This is a genomic window from Methylophaga lonarensis MPL (assembly GCF_000349205.1).
GTDB classification, from domain to species: domain Bacteria; phylum Pseudomonadota; class Gammaproteobacteria; order Nitrosococcales; family Methylophagaceae; genus Methylophaga; species Methylophaga lonarensis.
Map to the genome: position 1 here is coordinate 38,417 of NZ_APHR01000020.1, position 7,110 is coordinate 45,526.

The 7,110-nt window shown below is 50.3% G+C and carries 5 protein-coding genes; 1 reads left to right on the forward strand and 4 read right to left on the reverse strand.

Features of this window, described 5'->3' with window-relative positions; all coding sequences use genetic code 11:
* Positions 1–9: 9 nt before the first annotated feature.
* Complete coding sequence (gene ileS, locus MPL1_RS04435) at positions 10–2,784, reverse strand: isoleucine--tRNA ligase (protein WP_009725931.1); 2,775 nt, start codon at positions 2,782–2,784, stop codon at positions 10–12.
* A 157-nt stretch (positions 2,785–2,941) separates the two neighbouring features.
* Here ileS and MPL1_RS04440 point away from each other — a divergent pair, with 157 nt between their 5' ends.
* Positions 2,942–3,229, forward strand: a complete 288-nt coding sequence (locus MPL1_RS04440; RefSeq protein ID WP_009725932.1) for a DUF3579 domain-containing protein — start codon at positions 2,942–2,944, stop codon at positions 3,227–3,229.
* Positions 3,230–3,236: 7 nt separating this feature from the next.
* Here MPL1_RS04440 and MPL1_RS04445 read toward each other — a convergent pair whose 3' ends face one another.
* From MPL1_RS04445 to MPL1_RS04455, 3 genes are all read right to left on the reverse strand, one after another.
* Entirely contained in the window at positions 3,237–3,680 is a 444-nt protein-coding gene (locus MPL1_RS04445; RefSeq protein ID WP_009725933.1) for a CBS domain-containing protein, read from the reverse strand.
* A 65-nt stretch (positions 3,681–3,745) separates the two neighbouring features.
* Positions 3,746–5,323, reverse strand: coding sequence for a peptide chain release factor 3 (locus tag MPL1_RS04450; RefSeq protein WP_009725934.1), 1,578 nt, complete (start codon positions 5,321–5,323; stop codon positions 3,746–3,748).
* Positions 5,324–5,460: 137 nt separating this feature from the next.
* Positions 5,461–7,065 (reverse strand): sensor domain-containing diguanylate cyclase, encoded by a 1,605-nt coding sequence (locus tag MPL1_RS04455; RefSeq protein WP_083859204.1) that lies wholly within the window; start codon positions 7,063–7,065, stop codon positions 5,461–5,463.
* Positions 7,066–7,110 lie beyond the last annotated feature (45 nt).

Below are 7,110 nucleotides of genomic sequence, written 5' to 3' on the forward strand. Positions count from 1 at the left end.
GCTCCGCTATCAGGCAAACTGACGTTGTTCGCCAGCACCCTCAACATTGTCAACACAACGACCACACAGCTCTGGGTGCTCGGCATGCTGTCCGACATCAGCACGTTGATGCCAGCAGCGTTCACAGCGCGCATGGGCACTGCTGTTGATTTCAATTGTGACGGTCTCGGCTGAACTATTCTCGTGCAGCCTCACCTCAGAGACGATCAGCACAAACTTCAGCTCATCCCCTGCTTTTGTCAGTGTCTGATAGAGTTCTGCTCCTGCATGAATGTCGACTTCTGCTGTCAACCCGCCTTTGATATGACCCGCATTACGCGCCGTTTCCAGTTCTTTGGCGACCTGTTCGCGCACCGCGAATAATTGCTGCCAGAAATGGCGATCATATGCTGAATCTTCAGCAAGTGGTTGCAGCGCTGAATACCAGGTATTCAACAACACGGAGTCATTGCGCTGGCCCGGCAGATAAGCCCATAACTCGTCTGCGGTAAAACTAAGTATCGGTGCAATCCAGCGACACATTGCTTCAATGATGTGATACATCACGGTTTGCGAAGAACGTCGGCCCAGGCTGTCAGTCTGCATCGTGTACTGACGATCCTTGGTGATATCCAGATAAATACTGCCCAGCTCATTGGCACAGAAATTATGAATTTTTTGATAAATCAGATGGAACTGATATTTATCGTAAGCGCTGATAAGCTCTTGTTGTAACTGCCAGGCACGATCCAATGCCCAGCGATCCAATGGCAATAGTTGCGCTGTATCAACCAGATCCGTTGCCGGATCAAAGTCATTGAGATTCGACAGCAGGTATCTGGCGGTATTGCGAATACGTCGATAAGAGTCAGCCGTGCGCTTGAGGATCTCATCCGAGACGCTCATTTCGGCACTGTAATCAGTGGCAGCCACCCAGAGGCGAATAATATCGGCGCCCAGATTGTTGACCACTTTTTGCGGTGCCACCACATTGCCCTTGGATTTGGACATCTTCTTGCCCTGCGCATCCACGGTAAAGCCATGCGTCAACACGGACTTATATGGGGCTTCACCATTGGCGGCCACAGAAGTCAGCAAGGATGACTGGAACCAGCCACGGTGCTGGTCACTGCCTTCCAGATATAAATCTGCCGGCCACTGCAATTGTTCGCGGCGCTTCAGCACGCAGGCATGCGAAACACCCGAGTCAAACCAGACATCGAGCGTATCCGTGACCTTGTCATAATCAACCGCTTCGCCGCCAAGCAGCTGTTCTGCAGGCATATCAAACCAGGCATCAATGCCCTGTTCTTCAACTGCCAGTGCTACTTTTTCGATCAGTTCTGCAGTATTGGGATGTAATTGACCGCTGATTTTATGCACAAACAAAGGAATCGGTACGCCCCAGGTACGCTGTCTGGAAATACACCAGTCAGGACGGCCTGACACCATGTTTTCAATTCGCTTTTGACCCCAGTCAGGCATCCATTGCGTTGCCGCAATCGCCTGCATTGCCGCTGGACGAAGTGCATTTTGATCCATGCTGATAAACCACTGCGGCGTCGCCCGAAAAATAATCGGTGTTTTATGACGCCAGCAATGCGGATAACTGTGCTGAATGTCGACATGACAGAGCAAGGCATCACGCTCGCGCAGCACGTCAATCACCATCGGATTGGCCTTGAATACCGACTCACCGGCAAACAACGGCGTATCCGGCAAAAACACACCATTACCACCCACCGGATTATCCACTTCCAGTTGATACTTCAGGCCCACCACATAGTCATCCTGACCATGACCTGGCGCAGTATGCACTGCACCAGTACCGGCATCCGTGGTGACATGGTCGCCCAGAATCACCGGCACTTGCCGATCATAAAATGGATGTTGCAGCAGCAGACCTTCAAGCGCAGCGCCTTTGCAACGTCCAATCAATTCAGCTTGCAGTTGATAGCGTTCCAGCGCTTTTTCGTACAGTGCTTCTGCCAGCACTAATCGCTCATCGGCACATTGCAACAGCACATAATCCAACTCTGGGTGCAGACACACCGCCTGATTGGCTGGCAAGGTCCAAGGTGTTGTAGTCCAGATTGCGACACTGATGTCACCCTGGCCTTGATTGTCGAATAACGCTTCAAAGGCACCGTTGTCCACCGCTTTGAAGCGAACATCAATGGCGGGTGATTGCTTGTCTTCGTATTCAACTTCCGCTTCTGCGAGTGCCGATCCACAATCCACACACCAGTGCACCGGCTTGACGCCTTTATGCAAGTGTCCTCGGTCGATGATCTCCCCCAAGGTGCGAATGATGTCAGCCTCGAAATGAAAATCCATGGTCAGATAGGGATTGTCCCAATCGGCAAGCACACCAAGGCGTTTGAAATCTTCACGCTGTCCATCCACCTGCTTGGCCGCATATTCACGACAGGCTTTACGAAATTCGGCAGGGCTGACTTTAACACCCGGTTTACCCACTTTCTTTTCGACATTGAGTTCAATCGGTAGACCGTGACAGTCCCAACCGGGTACATAAGGCGTATCAAAACCACTCAAGGTTTTTGATTTGAGAATGATGTCTTTGAGGATCTTGTTAACCGCATGGCCGATATGAATATCACCATTGGCATACGGTGGTCCGTCATGCAGGATAAAAGCCGGGCGACCTTTGCCCTGCTCACGCATCTGATGGTAGAGATTAATGTCCTGCCAGCGCTTTAAAATCCGGGGTTCCTGATTGGGCAATCCCGCTTTCATCGGAAAGTCGGTTGCAGGTAGATTTAAAGTCTGTTTATAGTCAGCCACACAAAATCCCAAATAATCGCTAGTAAATCGGTGGATTATACGGGTTTTTACAGGCGACCTAAATCACTGAAACTGAATTTATTTTATCGATGTCTTGCTGTAGTACGGGGCATCCATCGTAAAATGTGCCACCTACACTGCTTGCAATGAGTCATTGATGTCATCAACCCAGAAAATTCTGATCAAAGGTATTACGCAGGAGGGTGGCAAATTTCGTCCCAGTGACTGGGCAGAGCGGCTGTGCGGTGCAGTGGCCAGTTACGGCCCGGGACGTCGTATTCGCTTTCATCCTCGGGTCAGGCTGGCCAGCATTGAAGGTGTCAAATGTGTTGTCGTTGATGCGGTACTGCGAGATGAAAATGAAATGTTGTTTGAGTTTCTAATGGATTTTGCGCGCGATAACCAGCTACAAATTGAACAAGGTGATTCCGGCGAGAGACTCTAGGGCTCTGTTACACCTGCCCGGCATCTGGCCAGTTCTGAATGTAGTTTTTCAGTAACTCGTTTTCAAACTTGGCTTTTTGCAGCAGCTCTTCCACCACATCAGTGATAGACAACATCCCTTCCAGCTTTCCCTGATACACCACCGGTAAGTGCCGAACATTATGGTCGACCATCATGTTCATGACTTCAAGCGTGTTGTCTGGGTGGCATGTGTATGGGTCGGGCGTCATGGCGTCAGCCGCGGTCATCGGTGACCACATAGGATGCTTCTGGTTCAGCACCGTCAGCAGATCTCGCTCAGACAAAATGCCTATCAACTTGCCATTTTGTGTGACCACCAAAGAACCAATCCGATGCTCCATCATCAGGCTGACCGCCTTGTCCAGCGTATCTTCCGGTGCCAGACCGATAACCGGTTTGCCTTTGTTTTTGGTAATGGATCTGACTTTCATCAGCCTTCCCCTATGCAAGAAGCTTCAGGCTATTCTGCTTGAGCCAGCGGGGACTGACAAGCCTTTTACAAATGCTCGCGCGTTGCCCGGAAGTCAATGTCAGGCCAGCGCTCCATTGTCAAATCAAGGTTAACCCGGCTTGGCGCAATATAGGTCAGGTTGCCAGCACCATCCAGCGCCAGGTTAAGCGAAGCCTTGCGTTTAAACTCTTCCAACTTGCGATCATCATCGCAATAGACCCAGCGTGCTGTATGAACCTGTACCGGCTCATAGGCGCATTCGACGCCATATTCGCCCTTGAGCCTATGTACCACCACGTCAAACTGCAACACCCCCACGGCGCCGAGGATCAAGTCGTTATTGTCCAGTGGCCGGAACAGCTGCGTCGCGCCCTCTTCACTCAGCTGCTGCAGACCTTTGAGCAAGGCCTTGTTTTTCAGCGGATCCTTGAGTCTGACCCGGCGGAATAATTCCGGTGCAAAATAGGGAATACCGGTAAATTGCAAGGATTCGCCCTGAGTAAAGGTATCGCCAATCTGGATAGTGCCGTGGTTGTGCAAGCCCAGAATATCTCCCGGCCAGGCTTCTTCCGCCTGTTCACGCTCAGCGGCCATAAACGTCACGGCATTGGCAATGGTCACATCTTTGCCAATCCGGCTTTGATGTAATTTCATGCCTTTGGTGTAATGACCACTACAGACCCGCATAAAGGCAATTCGATCTCGATGTTTCGGATCCATATTGGCCTGAATCTTAAACACAAATCCGGAAAACACATCCTCATCAGGGCTGACATCACGGGTTTTGGTCTGGCGAGGTTGTGGCGCGGGCGCATACTCGACATAGGCATCCATCAGCTCAGTGACACCAAAATTGTTCATGGCAGAACCAAAAAATACCGGTGTCATTTCTCCTGCCAGGAAAGCTTCTAAATCAAACTCATCACTGGCACCACGCACCAATTCAATTTCATCGCGCAGATCCTGTGCCATCGCTCCGAACAACTCATCCAGACGTGGGTTATCCAGTCCCTGAATCAACTCTCCCTCATCCTTACTATGGGGTTCGAACAAGCGAACACTGTCGTGATAAAGATGAAAAATGCCTTTGAAGCCTTTCCCCATGCCGATAGGCCAGGTCATCGGAGCACAACGGATGTTGAGAATACGCTCGACTTCATCAAGCAACTCCAGAGGTTCGCGGCCTTCACGATCCAGTTTGTTGATGAAAGTCAGAATCGGTGTATCTCGCAGTCTGCAGACTTCCATCAGTTTGATGGTACGTTCCTCAACACCTTTGGCGCTGTCAATGACCATCAAAGCGGAGTCGACCGCGGTCAATGTCCGGTAGGTATCCTCGGAAAAATCAGCGTGGCCGGGGGTATCCAACAGGTTAACAACCCGCCCTTTGTAGGGAAACTGCATCACCGATGAGGTCACCGAAATGCCCCGTTCTTTCTCCATTTCCATCCAGTCAGAGGTCGCATGCTTGTCGGTTTTGCGTGACTTGACACTACCGGCCATCTGAATAGCGCCGCCAAACAGCAACAGTTTTTCGGTCAGCGTGGTCTTACCGGCATCAGGGTGAGAGATAATGGCAAAGGTGCGGCGTTTGTTGACTTGTTGAGTTATGGCATCTGACATCAAAGGGGGTCTTCTGGGTGAGAGCGTTCGTTAAAAACAGGATATTGTCCCTGATTGCCGAAGTACGAGCAATCAGGATCCCCTGCTGACTGGCTAATGGCATTTAAACTTCGAGCATAGGTAAGCCGGCTTGAGATTCAACGTTTTCTATTACTGAGCCAACGATTACGGCCGGTTTCCTTGGCTTCGTACATTGCTTTATCAGCACGTTCAACAATGTCGCGTCTCATATCACCGGTTTGCCATTCGGTAACTCCAATACTGACAGAGATCCGACCGACAGTTTCCAGCTCAAGTGCGTAAATATGTCGGCAAAGCCGTTCTGCCAGCTTTTCCGCCTCAGCAAGATCCGTGTTGGAGGCCAGTACAATAAACTCTTCACCACCCCAGCGGCCCAGATGGTCACTGGCTCTGAGCAGTGTTTTCACTTCCCAGGCAATACCCGCCAGCACAGCATCACCAACATCATGACCAAAGTTATCGTTGATTTGCTTGAAGTGATCGATGTCAAACAACAATAAACTGCAGGGCCTGCCATAGCGCGAGGATGCAGCCACTTCTGCATCAATGGCCAGCTCCATGCGATAGCGGTTCCATATTTGAGTCAGGGTATCGGTATGCGCCAATTGTTCCAGCCGTTGATTAGTCTCCGAAAATCGTTGATTAAGCTTGCTGATTTGATGCACCGCAATCACAACTGCCAGATCTTCGCCTAGGTCCATCGCTGCCTGACGCTCTATTGGCGTCCATGGCTGACTCTCGCCCCGAACAATTTCTGACCAGTACGATGATTGTTCAGACTGACTGGCGTTTTTCTCGGTGAGGTGTTCAGGCTTGACGGCCCATTTGAACTCGATGGTGGCCTCTGGTCTGAATAGCAATAACCAGCCGGGACGATGATGGTCATAAGGCAGCGATATCGCAAGCAGGCCGCAGCAATCGACAAGCTGTTCAGCAATCTCAGGAAACAGGTTGCCTAGTGACTCCGTGTAAAAACATGCCTTTTTCTGCTCACCCAACCCGCTGATTATTTTCTCTAGCGGTTGATTTGCTGGCGAGTTTCCATGCCTGAAAACATCATCATCAAAAACTAGCACAACGCCAGATGCACAAAATAACTCACACCAGTCAGCAGCATAATCAGCAAACATTTCTGCCGGCTCTGTCAGCCGCTCACGTTTGTCAGATAAGACTTGCCGACTATCCATCACTCGCTGCTGGAAAAGATTCTGCTCTTGGGTAGTGAGTAAGAACAATCGCTGTGTTGCCATCTGAACCAGATTAAAACTGACATCACGAATGCTCGAAGACAATGGCTTGCTGGTAAAACTATGACAGTTAATCGATCCCCACAGCTTGTTGTCCTGAAAAATCGCAATCACCAGCACCGACTTCACATCCAGCGCTTTGAGCATCTTTAGATAACTTGCAGGAGGCATCCATGAAAGCCCCAAGCATTGGTCAGGCTCTGGGAGGGCTTCAGCTTGACGAACAGCGATGAGTTTGACTGGCTGTGAATGCACATCATCTATGCAGATCATAATGTGTTGATTCAAATATTGTTGAAACCCGCACATCATCTGCGACGCAGGGAATGACAAGCCTTTAAGAGAAGGTATGCCCTGTTTACAGTGCTCCGCTATGACCATGCTATTCATTTCGGCGTCAAACTTGTGCAGACAAACCCTGTCAAAACCGCTTAATTCGGCCACCAGCAACGTCAACCAAAACCCGGGGACCACCAGAAGTTCACTGTCGTGTCACCTGTGAGAGATGACTCAACTACT

Bases quoted from the DNA above. Each gene is read 5' to 3' on its own strand.
- MPL1_RS04440 (WP_009725932.1), top strand. From the start codon at position 2,942: ATGTCATCAACCCAGAAAATTCTGATCAAAGGTATTACGCAGGAGGGT.
- MPL1_RS04445 (WP_009725933.1), bottom strand. From the start codon at position 3,680: ATGAAAGTCAGATCCATTACCAAAAACAAAGGCAAACCGGTTATCGGT.
- MPL1_RS04450 (WP_009725934.1), bottom strand. From the start codon at position 5,323: ATGTCAGATGCCATAACTCAACAAGTCAACAAACGCCGCACCTTTGCC.